A 21,230-nucleotide genomic window follows, 5' to 3' on the forward strand; every position below is an offset into this window, starting at 1 on the left:
CCATCAGTGGCTGTCCCGCCCCACGGCATTGCCCCGGCATCCGCGCAGGAAATCAAGGTCTGCCCCGGTATCGGCGCCGGTCACATGACGGTGGTGCAGCATGGCATAGCCCGATGGCGGCTCGGCCACCGGCGGCACCCATGCGGCCAGCCGCGCCGCCAGTTCCGCCTCGGGAATGTCGAGGTGCAGGCGCCGGTTGGGCACGTCCAGTTCGATCATGTCGCCGGTGCGCACCACGGCCAGCGGCCCGCCCGCGGCCGCCTCGGGGCTGGTGTGCAGCACCACGGTGCCATAGGCCGTGCCCGACATCCGCGCATCCGATATGCGCACCATGTCATTGATTCCCTTGCGCAACACCTTGGGTGGCAGGCCCATGTTGCCGACCTCGGCCATCCCCGGATAGCCCTTCGGCCCGCACATCTTGAGCACCATCACGCAGGTCTCGTCGATATCCAGATCCTCGTCGGCGATCTTGGCCTTGTAGTCGTCGATATCCTCGAACACGACCGCCCGGCCCCGGTGCACCATCAGCGACGGGGTCGCCGCCGACGGCTTCAGCACCGCACCGTTGGGCGCCAGATTGCCCCGCAGCACCACGATCCCGCCCGACGCGGCAAGCGCCTTCTCCGCGGGCAGGATCACATCGGGGTTGTGGTTCACGACGTCCTTCACCTCGTCCCACATGCCCCGGCCCGACACCGTCAGCGCGTCGCGGTGCAGCAGCCCCGCCTCGCCCAGGCGGCGGATCACCACGGGCAGGCCGCCGGCGTAAAAGAACTCTTCCATCAGATACTTGCCCGAGGGCATCAGGTTCACGACCGTCGGCACGTCGCGCCCGCAACGGTCCCAGTCGTCCAGCGTCAGGTCCACGCCGACACGGCCTGCGATCGCCAGAAGATGGATCACCGCATTGGTCGACCCGCCGATCGCCGCATTGGTGCGAATGGCATTCTCGAAGGCAGATTTGGTCAGGATGTCAGAGGGTTTCAGATCGTCCTTCACCATCTGCACGATCCGTCGGCCGGTCAGCTGCGCCATCACGCGGCGGCGGCTGTCCACCGCGGGAATGGCGGCATTGCCCGACAGCGCCATGCCCAGGGCCTCGGCCATGCTGGCCATCGTGCTGGCGGTCCCCATGGTGTTGCAGGACCCGGCCGACCGGCTCATCCCGGCCTCAGCCTCGAGAAAGTCGGCCTCCGTCATGGTGCCCGCCTTCACCGCCTCGGAGAACCGCCAGATATGGGTGCCCGATCCTGTCACCTCGCCCCGGAACCTGCCGTTCAGCATCGGCCCGCCCGAGACGACGATCGAGGGCACATCGCAGGACGCCGCCGCCATCAGGAGCGACGGGGTCGTCTTGTCGCAACCCACCAGCAGCACGCAGCCATCCATCGGCTGCCCCCGGATCGCCTCTTCCACGGCCAGGGCGGCGAGGTTGCGGAACATCATCGCGGTCGGCCGGAAGGCGGATTCCGACGCGCTGAACACCGGCACCTCGACCGGAAAGCCGCCCGCCTCGTAGATGCCGTGCTTCACTTTCTCGGCCAGGGCGTTCAGATGGGCGTTGCAGGGGGTCAGTTCGGACCATGTGTTCAGGATGCCGATCACCGGGCGACCGTCGAACAGGTCATGCGGGAAACCCTGGTTCTTCATCCAGCCACGATGGTAGATCGCGTCCTTCGACGAGCCTTCGAACCATTCCTGCGAACGCAGACGCCGGGGCCACGGGGCGGGCTTGAAGGTCATATGTGTCTGTTCCTACTTGGATTTGTTGTATACGTCGAAGATCACGGCGGCCAGAAGGACCAGCCCCTTGATCACCTGCTGATAGTCGATGCCGATGCCGAGGATCGACATGCCGTTGTTCATGACCCCCATGATGAAGGCCCCCACGACGACGCCGACGATCTTGCCCGAACCGCCCGCCATGCTGGCGCCGCCGATGAAGACCGCCGCGATCACGTCAAGCTCGAACCCGGTGCCGGCCTTGGGGGTGGCAGAGTTGAGCCGTGCGGTCACGATCATGCCCGCGAGTGCGGCAAGCGCACCCATGTTGACGAAACACAGGAAGGTCAGCCGGTCGGCGTTGATCCCCGACAGCCGCGCCGCCTTGAGGTTTCCGCCCACGGCATAGATGCGCCGACCGGTTGTCGTGTTCTCGGTGAAGAAGGCGTAGAGCACGATCAGCACGGCCATCACGATCAGCACGTTGGGCAACCCGCGGAAACTCGCCAGCTTCCAGCCCACGAAGATCAGCGCGCCGCAGATCAGCAGGTTGCGGAAGATGAAGAAGTTCAGCGGTTCCTGCGCCATGTCGTAGAGCGCCGCCTGCCGGCGCGCCCGCCACCCCGCCCAGAGCAGCACCAGCGACAGCACGACCACGATGACCATGGCGGTCACGTTGGGCCGTCCCGGGCCGATCACGTCGGGGATGAATCCGGTGGAAAGCGACTGGAACGACCGGGGGAAGGGGCCGATGTTCTGCCCGCCAAGCGTCCACAGCGTCAGCCCCCGGAACACCAGCATCCCCGCCAGCGTCACGATGAAGCTCGGAATGCGCCAATAGGCGATCCAGTAGCCCTGCGCGGCCCCGATCAGCGCGCCGACCGCGAGGCAGGCCGGGATGACCTGCCAGACGGGCATGCCCAGGTTTACCGTCAGCACGGCCGAAACCGCCCCGGTAAAGGCGGCAACCGAGCCCACGGACAGGTCGATATGCCCCGACACGATGACCAGCAGCATGCCGAGGGCCATGATGACCACATAGGAATTCTGCAGGAATATGTTGGTGATGTTCTGCGCCGACAGGAAGTCGACCCCGATCTGGATGCGCACGAGCGCCACGAAGAACAGCACGATCGCCACGAGCGCCATCAGCATCCCGTATTCGCGCAGATGCTCGGCCAGATAGGACGATCCGCCTGCCCGGGCGGTCGGGCGGCCTTCGGTCGCGTCGCTCATGCAGCTTTCCCCGTGCTCTGAAGGATCAGTGCCATGATCCGTTCCTGGCTGGCCTGGTCGCGGTCAAGCTCGCCCACGATCCGGCCTTCGTTCATGACATAGATGCGGTCGCACATCCCCAGAAGTTCGGGCATCTCGGACGAGATCATGACGACCCCCCTGCCCTGTGCGGCCAGTTCGTTCATGATCGTGTAGATTTCGTACTTGGCGCCCACGTCGATGCCGCGTGTGGGTTCGTCAAGGATCAGCACCTGCGGATCGGTGAACAGCCATTTCGACAGGACAACCTTCTGCTGGTTGCCGCCCGACAGGTTCACGACCTTCTGGAACACGCTGGGTGTGCGGATCGACATGGCAGCGCGGTAGTCCTCGGCCACCTGCGCCTCGCGCCCCCGGTTCAGCACGCCCCGCAGCGCGATGCCGGCCAGGTTCGCCAGGCTGACATTGCGCAGGATCGGTTCGTCCAGCACCAGGCCAAGCGCCTTGCGGTCCTCGGTCACATAGGCAAGCCCGGCGGCGATTGCCCTTGGCACCGTCGACACGTCGACCGCCTGCCCCCTCATCCGCACCTGGCCCGTGATGTCGCGGCCATAGCTGCGACCGAACAGGCTCATCGCGAACTCGGTGCGACCCGATCCCATCAACCCCGCGATGCCGACGATCTCGCCGGCGCGCACCGTGATCGCGCCGTCGCGGATGACCTTGCGGCCCTTCTGGTCCGGATGGCTGACCTGCCAGCCCGACACATCGAGCAGAACCTCGCCGATCCTCGGGGTTCGGTCGGGATAGCGGTGCGCCATGTCACGGCCCACCATGTCCCGGATGATGCGGTCCTCGGTAATCTCGGCCCGGGTCAGGGTCGAGACCGAGGCGCCGTCGCGCAGGATGGTGATGCGGTCGGCGACGCGGCCGATCTCGTTCAGCTTGTGGCTGATCAGGATCGAGGTGATCCCCTGCCCCTTCAGTTCCAGCAGAAGGTCCAGCAGTTTCTGGCTGTCGTTCTCCTGCAGGGCGGCGGTCGGCTCGTCCAGGATCAGCAGCCGAACGTCCTTGGCAAGCGCCTTGGCGATTTCGACCAGTTGCTGCTTGCCGACGCCCAGCTTGCCCACCTCGGTCGTCGGCGGCTCGGAAAGGCCGACGCGCCGCAGCAGCCGTTCGGTCGCCGCAAAGGTTTCATGCCAGTTGATCACCCCCGCCCGGGCCCGTTCGTTTCCAAGGAACAGGTTCTCGGCGATCGACAGCAGCGGCACGAGCGCCAGTTCCTGATGGATGATCACGATCCCCCTCGCCTCGCTGTCCGCGATGGTGCGGAAGCGCGCCGGGGCGCCGTCATAGATGATCTCGCCCTCGTAGCTGCCATGCGGATAGACGCCGGACAGCACCTTCATCAGGGTCGATTTCCCGGCGCCATTCTCGCCGCAGATCGCATGGATCTCGCCCGCCTCGACGTTCAGCGTGACATTGTCGAGCGCCCGCACGCCCGGAAAGGACTTGCCGATGCCCCGCATGTCCAGAAGCGCTGTCATGGCTTTCCCCCCGACGGATGCGCCGGGCCCCGGAAGGGCCCGGCGCAGTTCCGGTCCGGCCCGCTTACTTCAGCTGGTCCGCGGTGTAGTAGCCCGATCCGACAAGCACGGATTCGTAGTTCGACAGGTCGACCGACACCGGCTTCAGCAGGTAGGACGGCACGACCTTGACCCCGTTGTCATAGGTCGAGGTGTCGTTGATCTCGGGCTCGCCGCCGCCCAGCAGCGCGTCGACCATGCCGACGGTCACGCGGGCCAGTTCGCGGGTGTCCTTGAACACCGTCGAATACTGCTCGCCCGCGATCATCGACTTCACGCTCGGCACCTCGGCGTCCTGACCGGTGACGACGGGCATCTTCAGGTCGCCCGACCCGTAGCCGACGCCCTTGAGCGACGACAGGATGCCGATCGACAGCCCGTCATAGGGCGACAGCGCGCCGTGCAGGACCTTGTCGCCGTAGTTGGCTGACAGCAGGTTGTCCATTCGGGCCTGCGCGACCGAACCGTCCCAGCGGAGGGTGCCGACCTTGTCCATCCCCATCTGGCCCGAGGGCACCGCGACATCGCCCGAGGCGATCAGCGGGTCCAGCACGGACATCGCGCCGTTGTAGAAGAAGAAGGCGTTGTTGTCGTCGGGGCTGCCGCCGAACAGTTCGACGTTCCAGGGCTTCACGTCGGGGAAGCGTTCCTTGAGGCCCGCGACCAGCGACTCGGCCTGCAGGACACCGACCTGGAAGTTGTCGAAGGTGGCATAGTAGTCGACGTTCCCGCTTTCGCGGATCAGCCGGTCATAGGCGATGACCTTGATTCCGCTGGCGGCGGCATTCTCGAGCGCGTTCGACAGCGTCGTGCCGTCGATGGCCGCAATGACCAGCACGTTCACGCCCTTGGTGATCATGTTCTCGATCTGGGCCAGCTGGTTCGGGATGTCATCCTCGGCATATTGCAGATCGGTGCCGTAGCCTGCCGCGGTGAACTGGTCGACCATGGAATTCCCGTCGGAAATCCAGCGGGCCGAGGATTTGGTGGGCATGGCGATGCCGATGGTGCCCTTGGTCTGCGCCATGGCGGGGGCAAGCCCCAGGCCCGCGACAACAGCCAGCGCCGAAAGCGCCGTGGTGAAGATCTTCATGCAGTTCCTCCCTAGAACCCGGTCTTGCTGCCGGGAAAGCCCGCACGCCGGGACGGATTGCCCGGCGCTGCAATGACAGCAGTGACAAGTGCGGTCATGTCTGTCAAATGTGGTTTCCGCAGGGAAACATATCGAAAATGGCATAACGGGTCGCGATGCTGCTGCGAAAGGGACTGAAGATCGCGCATCTGCGCCTGTTCGCGCTGCTGGCCGAGACCGGACAGGTGGGGGCGGCGGCCGAAGCCATGGGCATGACGCAGCCGGCAGCCTCGCGCCTCCTGTCCGAGGCGGAGGGGATCGCGGGCACGCCGCTGCATCTGCGCACCGGGCGCGGTATCGCACTGACCCCGGCCGGCGCGGCGCTGGCCCGCCGGGCGGCACGGGTGCTGATCGAGGTCGAGGATGCCGGTCGGGAACTGGACGAGATTGCCGAGGGCCGTGCGGGGCTCGTGCGGCTCGGGGCGGTGACCGGACCGGCACTGGAACTGGTGCTGCCCGCTCTGGCCGATGCCCAGCGGGAACTGCCGGGCCTGCGGGTCGAGGTCGTGGTCGGACCGTCGGACGTGCTGACCGATGGCCTGCTGTCGGGGCGGCTGGATTTCGCGTTGGCCCGCCTGCCAGAGGATGGCGGCAACGGCGGCGCCGGACCGCTGCTGTTCCAGCCGGTCGGCACCGAGCCGGTGGCCCTTGTGGTGCGCCGGGGGCATCCGCTGGCGGGCGTGTCGAAGGTGCCGCCGGGGGCGCTCATGCACTACGACTGGGTGATGCCCGGGCCCGACGCGATCCTCAGGCGCAGCGTCGTGGCCCGACTGCGCGCGCTGGGCCTGCCCGATCCGCCGGGGCGGGTGGCGACCGCGAGTTTCCTGCTGACATTCGCGATCCTCGACGGATCGGACGCGATCGCGCCGCTTGCGCGGGCCGTGGCCAACCGCTTTGCGGGCCGCCCCGACGCGCCGTTCGCCGCGCTCTGCGAAGACCTCGCGATCGAGGTGCCGGCCTTCGGCATGCTGACGCGGGCGGGGGCCGGGCTGACGCCCTCGGCGGGCCGGTTGCAGGCGATGATCCTTGACCACGCGGCAGCCCGGTCGGCTTGACACCCGGGGCCAATCCCGCCTCTATCCGCCTGCGCAGGGCGGTCGGTGGGGCAAGGGTGCAATGATCCGGGACTACATGCGGCGGCTGCGCCCGAACGCCGGAACCGAGGCGGAGCGACGGATGGGTGCCCCGGGCGGGTCGGATCGCGGCGCGGTCGAGATTGCGTTGCGCTACAACGGGCTGTTCGACGGCGCCTGGTATCTGCGGCAAAACCCGGACGTGGCGGCAGCGGGGATGGACCCGCTGGAGCACTTCCTGTCGAGCGGGATGTCCGAGGGGCGCGACCCTTCGCCCCTGTTCTCGACCTCGTTCTACCTGACGACCTACCCCGATGTCGCCGCCGCCGACGTGCATCCGCTGCTGCATTTCATCACGGCGGGCGGATCGGAGAACCGGCGGCCGCATCCGCTGGTGGCGCCGAAGTGGCTGCGGTCGCGCCTGCCCGACGGTTTGCCGTTCGACAACCCGCTGCTGGGCCTGCTGATGACCCGGCAACGGCTGGGACCGCGACCGTTGTTCGACATCGACCGGGTAGCGGCGGCACTGGGCCTGCCTGACGAAGAGACGCCTGCCGGCGTGCTGGCCGCCTGGTTCGCCACCGCCGCAGGTCAGCGCCCCGACCCCCATGTCCTGGTTTCATCGGCCCATATCCGGCGCGCGCTGTGGGTGCCCGACGAGGCCTGCGCGGTCGAGGCCTATTGCCGCAACCGGGGCACGACCGCCGCACCACACCCCCTGATCGAGCGCGACTATTCCTGGGAACGGATGCCCGACCTGCACGGCGCGGATGACGAACTGACGCTGCTGGATGCCGTGCTGGCGTCGCCCCGCGCGGGCGAGATCGACCTGACGCCGATGCTCGACATCGCGCATTACCGGCGCGGCGCGGTGGCGCGGGGGCTGCCTGCCGACCTCGGGGGGGTGCCGCCGCTGGCGCACTACCTGGAAACCGGGGCGGCGATGGGGATCGACCCCAATCCGCTTTTCGACGAATTCCTCTATCGGCAGCGCTATCTGACGGGATCGCCGGGTGTCGCGGGGCTGATGCACTACCGCGACCACGGGCGCGAACCCTGGATGTCGCTGGCCCCCCGCTTCCCCGACAGGTTCTATGTCACGCGCTACCCCGAGGTGATGCAGGATTTCCCCGGCACGCCGCTGCTGCACTACCTGATGCACGGCCGGGCCGAGGGGCGGAAGCTTCGCGAACCCGCTTGGTCGGACGATTTCGACGGCTGGGACCAGCTGCGCGAGGAGGTGCGGGCAGGCGTGGCGCGATGGGGCCGGGCCGATCCCGAGGTCACGGTGATCGTGCCGGTCTACAACCAGTTCCTCTATACCCTTCGCTGCCTGTGGTCGATGCTGCGGGCCGGTGACCGGGCACGGCTGCAAGTGATCGTGGCCGACGACGGATCGAGCGACGAGACCGCCGGTTTCCTCCGCGACCTGCCGGGCATCACCTATATCCGCAACCCCGAGAACATGGGGTTCCTGCAGTCGTGCAACAACGCCGCGCAGGCGGCGATCGCGCCCTATGTCTTCCTGCTGAACAACGATACCGCCGTGCTGCCCGGCTGGATCGACAGCCTGCTCGACATCGCGCGCCAGACCCCCGACGCGGGGATCATCGGGTCAAAGCTTGTCTACCCCGACGGAACGCTGCAGGAGGCAGGGGGATATGTCTGGTCGGACGGCGGCGGTGCGAACCTCGGCCGCGGGGCGGACCCGAGCGAGCCGGGCTTTTCCACCCGCCGCGATGCGGACTACATCTCGGGTGCCGCAATCCTTGTCCCGCGGGCGGTCTGGCGGGACGTGGGCGGGTTCGACACCCGCTACATGCCCGCCTATTGCGAGGATACCGACCTTGCCATGCGGCTGCGGCAGCTGGGCTGGCGCGTGATCTATCAGCCCGCCTCGGTCGTCGTCCATTTCGAGGGAGTGTCCTCGGGCACCTCGACGGACAGCGGGATCAAGGCCTACCAGGTGGTGAACTTCGAGAAGCTGCGCGAACGCTGGGCCTTTGCGCTTGAGCGGCACGAACACAGCCAGACCATCTATCCGCGGAACATCCCCCGGGCGCGGCGCCCGCGCATCCTGATGATCGACCACGAGGTGCCCGAACCCGACAAGGACGCAGGGTCGGTGATCGCGTGGTGGCACATCCGGCTGCTGCTGGGGATGGGCTACGAACTGACCTTCGTGCCGAACAACCTGCTGCCGTCGGGAAGCTATGGCACGGCGCTGCAGGCCCTGGGGGTCGAGCTGATCCATACCCCCTACGTCAAGGACATCGGCCGCTACCTGGATCGCCATGCATCCGATTTCGATGTCTTCTACCTGTGCCGCTACGGAGAAGGCGGTCGCTGGATCGAGAGGCTGCGCCAGTTGTGTCCGGCGACGCCGATCATCTTCAACACCGCCGACCTGCATTTCCTGCGCGCATCGCGCGAGGCGCGGCTGAAGGGGAACCTGCCCGAGGACATGGAGCGTGTCGCCGCGATCCGGACGCGCGAGCTGCAGGTGATCGGCATGGCATCGGACACGATCCTGGTGTCGACCCACGAACGCGACGTCCTGCGCGACATGGGGGTGCGTGACAGCCTGTCGGTCATTCCACTGGTCATGCCGGTTGCGGAACGGGTGCCTCCGCGCGAGGGGCGGCGCGGCATCGCCTTCGTGGGCGGCTATCGCCACACCCCCAATGTCGATGCGGTGATGTATTTCCTGTCCGACATCTGGCCGCTGATCCAGTCCGCGCGACCGGACCTGGAGTTCCACATCGTCGGTTCCAGCCCCCCTGCCGCCTTCGACGCGCTGAAACTGCCGGGCGTCAAGGTGGTGGGCTATGTCGAGGATCTGGACAGCTATCTGGACGGGCTGGTCGCCACGATCGTGCCGTTGCAGTACGGCGCGGGCATCAAGGGCAAGATCGGGTCGTCGCTGGCGGCGGGGGTGCCCTGCATCTCGACCACCGTGGGGGCCGAGGGGATGGGCCTGCAGCCTGGCAGCGAGATCGTGATCGCCGACAGTCCCGAGGATTTCGCGGCCGCGGTGCTGTGGGTCGTCGAGGACGCCGACCTGTGGGACCGGCTGAGCCGTGGCGGGCGCGATTTCGTTGCGCGCGCGTATTCGCCCGAGGTGACGCGGCGCCGTCTTCTGCGCCAGCTGGCCAAGGTGGGCGCGGCGCCATTCTCGGGCCGCTGCACGATCACCGGCGCCGCCGAACAGCGCCGCTTCCTGCACGACGACCGGCCCGACAGCCTGGCGGCCGGGGACGGGTTGCCCGGATCGGCAGAGCGCGTGGCGGCGCAGGCCCTGGCACGCCTGGCCGGGCAACCGGACACGGCACTGGCGCGGATCGACCCGGCGCGCCTGCCCGCGCTGGCCGTGGCGGGTGACATGCCGTCGCTTGCCGATGCGCTTGCGCCGTCCGGCCGGCTTGTCGCGCCCGACGCGGCCGAGCTTCTGGCCGCGCGCATCGTTCTGGACGACGCGGCAGAGGACATGCTGCGCACCGTGCTCGACGTCGCGGGTGACACCTGCACGCGGCTTGTGCTTGCATGCGCGCCGGTGGGGCAGCAACCGGGCACGGCCCGGGCCGAGGCGCCGCGCCTGATGCGGCTTGTGCTGATGCTTGAGGCGGAAGGATGGGACGTGCGCAGCGACCGCATGACGCTTCCGGAATGCGCGCTGACCGGCTGCGCGCTGATCGAGGCGCGCCGCCCCCCGCCGCCCACCGCCACCGCATGACCGGAACCCGAACCGCGGGGCGGGCGCGGTCCGGGCGTTGCGCGACCCGCCGATTGTGGGTAATCCCGCCGCCCGGGGGGCCCGGTGACGCCGGGCGGGGTGCGGTGCCTGCGGCGGGGGCCGCTGGAACAGCCATGGAGGCCAGATGGCGCATCTGATGGATCGCACGATCATCCTGCACTACCACCTGTTCAAGAATGCCGGGACCTCTTTCGATGGCATCCTGAAATGGAACTTTCCCGGTCGCTGGGTCACGGCCGAATTTCCGACAGGCCCCGCCAGCAACACCGATCAGGTGACGGAGTGGATTGTCTCGAACCCGCAGGCGGTGGCGTTTTCCAGCCATACCGCCTCGGGTCCGCTGCCCGAAATTCCCGGTGTGCGCATCATTTCGGCGCTGTTCCTGCGCGATCCGGTCGAGCGCATCCGGTCCGCCTATCTTTTCGAGCGCGCACAGGCCGCAACCGCCGTGGCCGACAGCCGCGGCGTGGAACTTGCCCGGCGCACCGACCTTGACGGCTATGCGCGGGCGCGCATCGCCGTGCGGGGTGACCGCCAGTGCCGCGACTTCCACGTCGCCCGCCTGTCGCGCTTCGTGCCCGGCCCGCAGCCGGAACTGGAACGCGCCGAGGCGGCGCTGAAGGTGCTGAGCTTCGTGGGCGAGGTCGAGCGGTTCGGCCACAGCATCGGCCGGTTTCAGCGGCTGGTTGCGCCGGTGTGGCCGAAGTTCTCGGCCGGGTCGATGCACCTGAACCGCGCCGTAGAGAAGGAAGTCGCCGAGATCTCGCCGGAACTGCGTGTGTTTCTTGAAGACAACAACCGCGACGACCTTGCGCTGCTCGAAACCGCGCGGCGCACGGTCTGGGCGGAATGATGCGGCACGATCACGCACCGGATGACGTGTCGTAAAGGCGACAGTCACCCTGCGGCAATGGCGCAAGAGCGTCAAAATCCCGGATTGCTGTTGCTGCCGCGAACGGCATTCGACTAGGTTCGGGCAAACTCATTCACGACCCTTCGCGGGGTCGTTGGCTCGTATGCAGGAACCAGGTCATGTCCCAACCCCTTCCGATGACGACCACCCGCCAGATCGGTATCCGGCAGCGCAGCCTGCGGCGCCACTGCCGCCTGGGGCGCGCGACCGAACTGGTGTTCATCCTGGCCACGGGCGTGATGCTGACCCTTGGCGGTCAGGCGCAGGCGCAGACCTGGGACGGCGAGACGGACAGCGACTGGGCCACCGGGACGAACTGGGACGGCGACGCGAAACCGACCGTCGGCCAGACCGCAGAGATCAGCGACGCAGGGGCCCCGAACCAGCCCACGGTGAGCACGACCGAGACGGTGGCGCAGACGAACGTTTCGGCGGGTACCCTGACAATCTCGGGCACCGGCACCCTGAACAGCCCTGTTGCCACGGCGCTGGACGGGAACATCGTGATCGAGTCTGGCGGTACGATCGGTGGTTCGCTGGATGCCATCGGGACCACCGGGTCGAACGCGGGAACCATCACCGGCTACCTTCGCGTGGGCAGCGGCACCTTTGACAATGCCGGGGTCGTGCAGGGCACGACCACGATCAACTCGGGCACGCTGAACCTGAACAGCGGGACCAACCTTGCAGACGCCCAGGACTTCATCGTCAACGGCGGCACGGTGAACGTGAACGCATCGGACACCGTCGGCTCGCTGTCGGGCACCGGCGGCACGATCAACTTCGTCCCTGACGCCACGCTGACGATCAATCAGTCCTCGGCCGGCACCTACAGCGGCGACATCACGGGATCGGCCACGTTCGATTCCACCTACCTGCTGAAGCAGGGCGCTGAGACGCTGACGCTCAGCGGCAACAACACGATGACCGGCTCTGGTCGGTTGCGGGTCAATGGCGGGACTCTCGTGCTCCAGGGCGGGAACGCCGTGGGCAATACCGACGCGCTGGAGGTCACCACCGGCACGGTATCGCTTGAGGCGGACGAGACGGTGGGCCTGCTTCTGGGGGCTGCCTCCGGCACGCTGAACCTGAACGGCAACACGATCACGCTGGCCGGATCGGGCGTTCCCGATTCCGCGAACGCGGCCATCAACGTGACCGGCACCGGCGGGATCACGTTGAACGGCGCCAACTTCACGCAGCGTTTCGATACCGGCCTTGCCTATACCGGCGCGACCACCGTCACGGCGGGCACGTTCCGGCTCGGCGCCGACAACATCATCGACGACGCCTCGGACGTCACGGTCAACGGCGGCACGCTGGCGCTGCAGGGCTTCAGCGACACGGTGGACACCGTTGCCATGTCCTCCGGCGCGATCACCGGAACCGGCACGCTGACCGCGACGTCCTACACCCAGAGCGGCGGCACGCTGGGTGCGACGCTGTCCTCGGCCGGGGCGAAGGAACTGACCGGCGGCACCATCTCGGGCACGCTGACCGGCGCCGGGGCGACCACGATCGCCGCGGGCGCGGGCACGGTGACCGTCGATGCCACGGGCACCATCACCGGAGACGTCACGCTGGAATCGGGCACGCTGCGCATCGGCAATTCGGGCGCGATCGGCGGCACCATCACCACCACCGGTTCGGTCATCAGCTATGCCGACGCTGTTTCGGTGGCATCCGAGATCAATCTCGATTCCGACGATACCCAGCTTGAGGTTCTCGGCGCCGACAACGCCACCCAGACCGGCAACATCGTGGAAACGACAGGTCCGCACGGGATCGAGAAGATCGGGACCGGCAGCCTGCAGCTGACCGGTACGAACACCTACACCGGCACCACGGTTGTGACCGAGGGCTCGCTGATCATCGGTGGCGGTGGCAGCATCGTCAGCAACATGGAAATCGGCGTGGACGGCACCGTGACGGTGCAGGGCACCTCGTCGGTCGCCGACATCGACAACGCGGGCAACCTGTCGGTCGGCGGGACGGCCGGGGCCCTGACGAACTCTGGCTTTGCCAGCGTCGCCGGTTCGGTGACATCGCTGACCAACACCGCAGGCACCACCAACATCGGGGGGCTGACCACCGGCACCGTGACCGGCGACACCAGCGTGTCGGGCGGGACGGTGCGGCTGCAGACGAACTCGGACCTTGCGGACACCAGCACGGTGACCGTTTCGGACACCGGCACGTTCACGGTCGACGAGGACGATACCATCGCAACGCTGACGCAGAGCGACGGCACCGTGAACGGCAATTCCACGCTGACGGTGACCGGGGCCTTCGACCAGTCGGGCGGCACCACGGGCGGCACGGTGACGGTCGTCACCAACACCTTCACCCAGTCGGGCGGGGCCGTCGTGGCGCTTGGCACCACCGTCACCGCATCCGGCGACCAGACCCTGCAGGGCGGCTCCATCGGCGGTCGGCTGGACGGCGCAGGGGCGATCACGGTCGAATCCGGCCAGACGAACCTGACGACGGGCAACATCAGCAACACCACCGGGATCACGATCACCGACGGCACCCTGAACAACATCGGCGGCTTCATCGACACTGCCGGCAACAGCATCGTCCTGGACGGTGCCGGTGCCACGCTGATCAACGTCGGTGATGCGGGCGGCGACGCGTTTGCCGATGACGAGACGATCACCGTCAACGCGGGCACGTTCACCAACAACATCGACGAAACCATCGGCGCCCTGGAACAGACGGGCGGCACCATCGACGGCACGGGCATCATCACGGCGGATACGTTTGTCCAGTCGGGCGGAGACATGGCGGGGCTGGTGGACACGACCACCAGTGCCACGCTGGACGGCGGCATCATCAGCGGCACCCTGTCGGGCGCTGCGGCCACGGTGCAGACCGGCACCACCACCCTGACCGGCACGATCAGCGCCGATACGACCATCACCTCGACCCTCGAGGTTGACGGCGGCGCCCTGACCGGCACCACCACACTGTCCGGCGGCACGCTGACCGGGCTGTCCGACAGCACGATCACCGGCGACGTCGGCACCGACGCGGCGGGCGGCACGATCACGGCGGCAACGGGCACCACGCTGACGATCGACACGCTGAACCCGACAGGCGGAGGTGCGCTTGCCATCGGCACCACCGGGGCCGGTGGAACGGTTGTCGTCAATGGCTCGGGTGCGCAAAGCGCCGGATCGACCATCGCGATCGACGCCGGTACGTTGCAGATTGGCAGCGCGGGGGCGGGCTCGTCTCTTCTGGACTCCATCGCCGGAACCTCGGTTGCAGACGGGGCGGCGCTGGACGTCGGCGGGTTTGACACAACGGTCAACGCCCTGTCGGGCGCCGGCACCGTCACCAACAGCGGCGCGGATGCCGGGTTGACGCTGACCGGCACGGCGACCTTTGACGGCGCGATCCAGGATGGCGCGGGGGACATCGCGCTGGTCGTATCGGGCGGCGTCGCGCTCGGTGAGTCGACGGACGTTACACTGACCGGCAACAACACCTTCTCGGGCGGGACAACCGTCGAGGGTGCGGGTGCGCTGACCGCCAGCCTGACCCTGTCGGGGGCGGGGTCGAACCTGTCGTCCACCGGACTTGTCACCGTGAACACCGGCGGCACGCTGGTGATCGACGGGGACGAGACCATCGGCGCGCTCGCGGGAACCGGGACGGGTGCCGTCGACATCGACAACGGCGCGCTGACCACGGGCGACGCGACCGATACGCTGTACGAGGGCACGATCACCGGTGCGGGCGATCTGGTGAAGGAAGGTGACGGCACCTTCACGATCACCGGCGATGTTTCGAACAACACGGTCACCGTGAACGACGGCACGCTGGTTCTGTCGGGCAACAACACGATGACGCAGATCACGGTGGATGATGCCACGCTGCGGCTGGAATCGGACGACGCGGCGGGCGGTGCGGGCGGCCTGATCCGCACCACCGGTTCGGTCATCGACTATGCCGACGGCGTGAATATCGGCACCGATGTGGAGATCGCGAGCGATACGACGCAGGTCCAGGTAACCACCGGCGCGGCCGAGCAGTCGGGCGTGATCAGCGAGGATGTGGCGGGCCGGCCGCTGGAAAAGATCGGCGCAGGAACGCTCACGCTCTCGGGGGCCAACACCTACACCGGTACCACCACCATCTCGGCCGGGACGCTGATCGCGGCCGGCGGTCTGGCCATCGCCGATACCGGGGCGGTGGATGTCGCCGGCGGCGCGACCTTCGAACTGGCCAGCAACGAGACCATCGGCGCGCTGTCGGGCGCTGCCGGGTCCACGGTTGACGTGAACGGCAATACCCTGTCGGTGGCCGAGGGCAACGGCCTGACCTTTGCCGGCAGCCTGACCGGCAGCGGCAACTTCGACCTGCTGGGTTCGTCCACGCTGACCCTGACGGGCGTCAGCAGCATCACCGGTGCGGTGGGGCCGGGCTTTGCCGGCGCCTCCTCGGCCACGCTGATCATCGCGGCGGGTGGGTCGGTCGCAGCCGACACGGTGGGTGCCACGACCGGCGCCACGCTGGAGCTGAACGGCGGCGCCCTGACCGATGACGGTGCGGCGATCATCGCCAGTGGCACCGTGCGGGTGAACGGGTCCGAGACGGCGGGCGCGACCAACGTCGGCAACGTCGGCACGCTCGAGATCAACGGCGCGGCCACTGTCCTGACCCTGAACGGCGTCGCCTCGAACGGCATCCCGACGGGCAACTCCACCATCGACGGCGACGTGACCGGCACCGGCACGCTGAACGTGACCGGCGGCACCACGACGGTCGGTGGCACGGGCGACGTGCAGACCGATACCACCATCGGCGCCGGCGGCACTGTCGTCAACAGCGGCACCATGGCGGATGTCGACAACGCGGGCACCTTCACCAACAACGCCGGGGCCACGGCGGGCGCGCTGACCAACACGGGCGCGGGCGCAGGCTCGAACGTGGGAACGCTGGCCAGCCTGACGCACAACTCGACCGGAACCTTCGACAACGCGGGCACTGTGACCGGCGACACTTCGGTTTCGGCGGGGACGGTCAACCTGAACGCAGGGTCCGACCTGTCGGATACCGGTACGCTGTCGCTGACCGGCGGCGCGGTGAACGTGAATACGACCGAAACCGTGGGCACGCTTGACATGACGGCCGGGACGGTGACCACCACGGCCACCCTGACCACCGGCGTCCTGACAGGCACGGGCGGCACCATCACCACCACCGCAACCGGCGGTCTGGTCGCGGGCAACGCCAGCAGCAGCACCTTTGACGGCGCGATCGACGGCGACGGCTTCCTTCAGAAGCTGGGCAGCGGCACCCTGACGCTGACCGGAGCCAATACCTACAGCGGCGGCACCACGGTGAGCGGCGGCACGCTGGCGGTGACGGGGACGGGCACGCTGACCGGCCCGAGCATCACCATCGACCCGCTGGCCACCCTGTCGACCGATGGCGGGGCGCTGACGACCTCGACCTCGATCCGCAACGACGGCACCTTTGCGATCAGCGGAGACGAGAGCATCGCCAACGTGTTCAACACGGGCGTGTCCAACCCGGGGGCGATCTCGCTCACGTCGGGCGCGCTGCTGACGCTGAACTCGGGCGCCTCCGACATCTCGGGCATCATCTCGGGCGACGGCGCGCTGACCGTCACCGGTACCAGCAACACCACACTGACCGGGGCGAACACCTACACGGGCGCAACCACTGTCAACAGCGGCACCCTGGCGATCACGGGTGCGGGTTCGGTCGCCTCGACGGACGTGACGGTGAACGGTACCGGCACACTGACCACCGACAGCGACGCGCTGGCGGCGGGGGCCACCGTGACCGTGGGCGACACCGGCACCTTCACCTCGTCCGGAACCGACAGCTATGCGGCGATCACGCAGACCGGCGGCACCATCAACGGTACGGGCGTCCAGACGCTGAGCGGGGCCTTCACCCAGTCGGGCGGCACCACGGGCGGAACGGTCGACATCAACGCGGCAAGCTTCACCCAGTCGGGCGGGGCCATCGTTGCGGCGGGCACCTCGGTGACCGTGGCGCCGGGCGGCCAGCAGGTGCTGCAGGGCGGAACCATCGGCGGCACGCTGGACGGCGCGGGCGCCATAACCGAGGTGACCACGGGCACGACCACTTTCCTCGCCGGCGCCACCATCGCCTCGACCGACATCCAGATCAGTTCGGGCGGCGTGCTGTCGACCGCGGGCGGCGCGATCGCGGCTGGCGCGTCGATCGGCATGACCGGACCGGCCACGTTCCAGACCACCGGGGCCGAGAGCCTTGTCACGCTGAACACGACGAACGCCACGGTCGGCGGCAGCGGCACCATCACGCTGTCCAACCTGTTCAGCCAGAACGGCGGCACGACCGCGGGCAGCATCACGATCGACACGGTAGCCTTCCAGCAGTTGAACGGCGGCATCGTAGCGGCGGGTACCGCGGTGAACGCCAGCGGTTCGCAGACCTTGTCGGGGGGTCAGATCCTCGGGACGCTCGGCGGCGCGGGCGCGGTGACCGTGCAGACCGCACTCACAAGCGTGACCGGAGCGGGGTCGATCGCATCGAACACGATCAACGTGCTTGGCAGCGGGACGCTGCTGACCGATGGCGGGGCGCTGTCGGCCGGTGCCGCGGTTACCACGGCGGGCACGCTGACCGTCAGTGGCGCCGAGACCATCACCTCGCTCGACCAGACCGGCGGAACGGTGAACGGCGGCGGCACGATCACCGCCACGGGCACTTTTGCCCAGAGCGGCGGCGGCGTCCTTGCGGCTGGCACGACGATCAGCGCGGCCGGGGCGCAGACCCTGTCGGGTGGCTCGATCCTCGGCACGCTTGGCGGTGCGGGGGCGGTGACGGTTCAGGACGGCACGACCACCGTGACGGGTGCGGGTTCCATCGCGTCGAACAGTGTGACGGTCGACAACACCGGCACGCTGACCACCGACGGCGGGGCCCTTGCGGCCGGGGCAACGGTGACGGTCGGCGGCACGCTGAACAACACCGGGACCGAGACCATCAATGCGCTGAACCAGGTCGCCGGCACGATCAATGGCGGCATCTACAATGTGGCGACCCAGTTCAGCCAGTCCGTTGGCATCACGGCAGGCGGCGTTGACATCAACACCGTCACCTTCACCCAGTCGAATGGCGCGACCATCGGCGCGGGCACCAGCGTGACCGCCTCGGGCGCACAGCTTCTGCTGGGCGGCTCGATCCTCGGCGCGCTCGACGGTGCAGGGGCGGTCACGGTCCAGGACAACACCACGAGCGTTACCGGCGCCGGCACGATCGCGTCGGACGACGTGACGGTGACGGCGACAGGGACACTGGTAACCGATGGCGGCGCCCTGTCTGGCAGCGCCGATGTGGCGAACGCCGGCATCCTGACGCTTGGCGGATCGGAAACGATCGCCAGCCTGAGCGGTGCCGGAACCACCAACGTCAACGCGGGCACCCTGACACTGCAGGGTCCGGGCACCTCGAACGTCAGCGGCGCGATCAATGGCGCGGGTGGCCTGACCGTGGCCGGTGGCACCACGAACCTGACCGGCGCCAACGGCTATGTCGGCACGACCCAGGTCACCGGCGGCACGCTCAACGTGCTGGGCGGTGGCACGCTGGCCTCGACAACGATCAATATCGCGGGTGGCACCTTCGCCACCGACGGCGGCGCGCTTCTTGGCACAACCGCCGTCAATGGCCCGGGCACCTTCCTGCTCAGCGGGTCCGAGACCATCGCAAGCCTGAACACGGCCGGGACGACCAACATCGTTGGCGCGGGCACGGTCCTGACATTGCAGACCGGCGCATCGAACATCACCGGGCCGATTGTCGGCACCGGCAACCTGCTGCTGACTGGCAGCAATGTCACGACGCTCGGCGGTGCCAACACCTTCACCGGCGCGACGACGGTCGGCGCCGGGGCACGGCTGACGCTGACCGGGTCGCTGGCCGGGGACCTGAACGTGAACTCCGGCAGCAACGCACCAGGCGGCTTCGTCGGCGCCACCATTGTCGGCGCGGGCAACGACATCCTGGCGCAGAACAGCATCGGCGGGAACGTCACCAACACCGGCACGATGAACGTCACCGGCTTCACCCGGGTCGGCGGCAGCTTCACCAACACGGTGACCTTCTCGGCACCCGATCCGATGACCGGCGAGGTGACGGCGCTGACCGGCACGGTGAACATGGTCAACGGGCTGACGGATGACGTTCTGTCCATCGTCGGCAACCTTTCGGGCGGTGAGTTCGTGGTCGACACCTCGTTCCGCTCGACCTACGTGGACAATCCGCTGACAGCGGTCGATGACGGTTTCGTCACCGGGACAAGCGGTCAGCCGGGCCTGTCGGACCGGATCGAGGTGGCGGGCACGGTGGATACCGGCGGCCCGATCGTGGGCTTCACACTCAACCCGCTGGGCGATCTCGTGCGGCCGGGTGACCGGGTGACGCTTCTGACATCCGGCAACACCCAGGCGGCGTTCGACGCGGGCAGCTTCGTGCTGCGCGGCGTGACCGGCGGGGCGCTCGTGACACTTCTCGAGGTCGACGGCAACCAGCTTCAGGCCGTCAACCAGACCTCAGGCGGCATCGGCGGCATTGCGGCGAACGTCTCGGTCGTGCAGTCGCTGGTCTCCAACGTCGTCAACCGGCCATCCAGCCCCTTCACCGGCGGCGTCACGGGCGAGTTGGGCTGCTTCCAGGGTGGCTATGCCCGCGCCGTGGGTGGCCGCGCCGAAGTGACCGGCACCAGCAACAACGGTGTGCGCGACAACGAGGCCCGCATCTCGGCCACCTACTGGGGCGTCCAGGGCGGCTATGACATCGGCTGCAACGACGGCCGGTTCTTCAATGGCTGGGACGGCACGGCCGGTGCCATCCTCGGCTACAACAGCGGCAAGACCAATCAGGGCGTGTTCCTGCCCGGCGTGGGCGGCGACCAGCTGTCCTCGACCACCTTCGCGGACTTCAAGCAGTCCTATGCGGGGCTCTACGCCGCGATCAACCGCGACGGCTGGACGATCGACACGCAGTTGCGTTTCGACCGCACCAAGTACGACCTGCGCGAAACCGTCGAAGGCGGGTTCATCGGCCTCGGCGTGGACGGCCAGACCTTCGACTCGCGGTCGACCAACGTCACGACCCGCGTCAGCTATGGCTTCCCGGTCAACGAGAGGGGCGATACGTTCCTTGTGCCCACGGGCGGCTTCTCGCTCACCCGGACGGGATCGTCGGACATCCAGATCATCGACCCCGTGTCGCTTGATCCCGCCAGTGCGTCGAGCGGCGTGCTGCGGCTGGATGCCTACAGCTCGAACGTCGTGTTCGTGGGTGCGACGCTGGTGAAGCTGTTCCCCGGCAAGGACGATCTGACCAGCCAGCGCGTGTTCGTCAGCGGGAACTACTATCACGATGTCGATGGCAAGCGGACCGCGACCTTCTCGCCCGGCAACGGCGATCCGGTGCAGAACCTGACCATCGAAGGCATCGGCGGCTTCGGCGAGGCAAGCATCGGCTGGAACTACGTGACGGTTCTGGACAATGTCGCATCGGGCAAGCCGCTGCAGCTCAACGCCAACGTCCGCGCCGATGCGCGCTTCGGTTCGAACGTCAGCAACGCCTACAGTCTCACGGCGCAGGTTCGCCTGTCGTTCTGACGGACATCGGCGGAAATCGGGAAAGGGGCCGGATCACCGGCCCCTTTTCGTTTTCCCACGTGCCCGGCGGCGGAAAATTTCTGCCGGATCGCCAACGACCACTTTGCGGCGCCGATGGAATCCGCCTATTCTTTCGGACAGGATGAGCCGTATTGTTGCCGCCTTTGGAACCG

The 21,230-nt window shown here is 67.9% G+C and carries 8 protein-coding genes; 4 read left to right on the forward strand and 4 right to left on the reverse strand.

The features are described from left to right. Positions 1-3: 3 nt before the first annotated feature. The 4 genes from KF887_16670 to KF887_16685 all read right to left on the reverse strand — a co-directional run bounded on the left by KF887_16670 (position 4) and on the right by KF887_16685 (position 5,619). Positions 4-1,746: a dihydroxy-acid dehydratase gene (locus KF887_16670; protein QYK41004.1), complete on the reverse strand. Its 1,743-nt coding sequence runs from the start codon at positions 1,744-1,746 to the stop codon at positions 4-6. Positions 1,747-1,758: 12 nt separating this feature from the next. Further along, a complete protein-coding gene (locus KF887_16675; protein QYK41005.1) occupies positions 1,759-2,961 on the reverse strand; it encodes a sugar ABC transporter permease in 1,203 nt (400 codons plus the stop codon). Beyond that, positions 2,958-4,487, reverse strand: coding sequence for a sugar ABC transporter ATP-binding protein (locus KF887_16680; GenBank protein ID QYK41006.1), 1,530 nt, complete (start codon positions 4,485-4,487; stop codon positions 2,958-2,960). Before KF887_16680 ends, KF887_16675 begins: the two co-directional genes overlap by 4 nt. Before the next feature lie 64 nt (positions 4,488-4,551). After that, positions 4,552-5,619 carry a sugar-binding protein gene (locus KF887_16685; protein ID QYK41007.1) on the reverse strand — a complete coding sequence of 356 codons (1,068 nt, stop codon included), beginning with the start codon at positions 5,617-5,619 and terminating at the stop codon, positions 4,552-4,554. Between the two features lie 155 nt (positions 5,620-5,774). On the opposite strand from KF887_16685, the gene KF887_16690 reads away from it, so the two are divergent. The 4 genes from KF887_16690 (at position 5,775) to KF887_16705 (ending at position 21,057) form a co-directional block, all read left to right on the forward strand. Then, positions 5,775-6,713 (forward strand): LysR family transcriptional regulator, encoded by a 939-nt coding sequence (locus tag KF887_16690; GenBank protein QYK41008.1) that lies wholly within the window; start codon positions 5,775-5,777, stop codon positions 6,711-6,713. 61 nt (positions 6,714-6,774) lie between these two features. Then, complete coding sequence (locus tag KF887_16695; GenBank protein QYK41009.1) at positions 6,775-10,464, forward strand: glycosyltransferase; 3,690 nt, start codon at positions 6,775-6,777, stop codon at positions 10,462-10,464. Between the two features lie 145 nt (positions 10,465-10,609). Beyond that, positions 10,610-11,338, forward strand: coding sequence for a hypothetical protein (locus KF887_16700; protein ID QYK41010.1), 729 nt, complete (start codon positions 10,610-10,612; stop codon positions 11,336-11,338). Positions 11,339-11,517: 179 nt separating this feature from the next. Then, positions 11,518-21,057: an autotransporter-associated beta strand repeat-containing protein gene (locus tag KF887_16705; GenBank protein ID QYK41011.1), complete on the forward strand. Its 9,540-nt coding sequence runs from the start codon at positions 11,518-11,520 to the stop codon at positions 21,055-21,057. Positions 21,058-21,230: the final 173 nt, after the last annotated feature.

Source organism: Paracoccaceae bacterium (assembly GCA_019454225.1).
Taxonomy (GTDB): Bacteria; Pseudomonadota; Alphaproteobacteria; order Rhodobacterales; family Rhodobacteraceae.

Coding starts and splice junctions, on each gene's coding strand:
- KF887_16690 (QYK41008.1), top strand. CDS start 5,775: ATGCTGCTGCGAAAGGGACTGAAGATCGCGCATCTGCGCCTGTTCGCG.
- KF887_16700 (QYK41010.1), top strand. CDS start 10,610: ATGGCGCATCTGATGGATCGCACGATCATCCTGCACTACCACCTGTTC.
- KF887_16675 (QYK41005.1), bottom strand. CDS start 2,961: ATGAGCGACGCGACCGAAGGCCGCCCGACCGCCCGGGCAGGCGGATCG.
- KF887_16670 (QYK41004.1), bottom strand. CDS start 1,746: ATGACCTTCAAGCCCGCCCCGTGGCCCCGGCGTCTGCGTTCGCAGGAA.
- KF887_16685 (QYK41007.1), bottom strand. CDS start 5,619: ATGAAGATCTTCACCACGGCGCTTTCGGCGCTGGCTGTTGTCGCGGGC.
- KF887_16695 (QYK41009.1), top strand. CDS start 6,775: ATGATCCGGGACTACATGCGGCGGCTGCGCCCGAACGCCGGAACCGAG.
- KF887_16705 (QYK41011.1), top strand. CDS start 11,518: ATGTCCCAACCCCTTCCGATGACGACCACCCGCCAGATCGGTATCCGG.
- KF887_16680 (QYK41006.1), bottom strand. CDS start 4,487: ATGACAGCGCTTCTGGACATGCGGGGCATCGGCAAGTCCTTTCCGGGC.